Origin of the sequence: Alicyclobacillus suci (genome assembly GCF_017329615.1) — a bacterium.
GTDB lineage: Bacteria > Bacillota > Bacilli > Alicyclobacillales > Alicyclobacillaceae > Alicyclobacillus > Alicyclobacillus suci.
The window spans coordinates 1-214 of sequence record NZ_JAFMTW010000276.1; the positions used below are offsets into that span (position 1 = coordinate 1).

Genomic DNA, 214 nt, shown 5'->3' on the forward strand with positions numbered 1-214 from the left:
ATCCCCTGGTGTTTGCATCTCAAGCGCGACAGAATGCAACTCATTGTACTGCTGCATGAGTGTCGGGCTGAGATAGAGGCTCTGCAGATTGGTCCCCATGGCTTTCAGCGTGGCGTTGAACGCCTGAGCCTGCTGTTGAGTCGTCCAGAGTTGGCGCGACAACATCTCCATTTGGATTTCCTGGTCACCGAGACCGCCCAAGAACTTGGCTGTG

At 55.1% G+C, this 214-nt stretch carries 1 protein-coding gene; it reads right to left on the reverse strand.

Going from position 1 to position 214, the window contains the following annotated elements; all coding sequences use genetic code 11:
• Positions 1-214 (reverse strand): hypothetical protein (locus J3482_RS20705; RefSeq protein WP_206923154.1); only part of this gene is annotated, 214 nt, incomplete at both ends.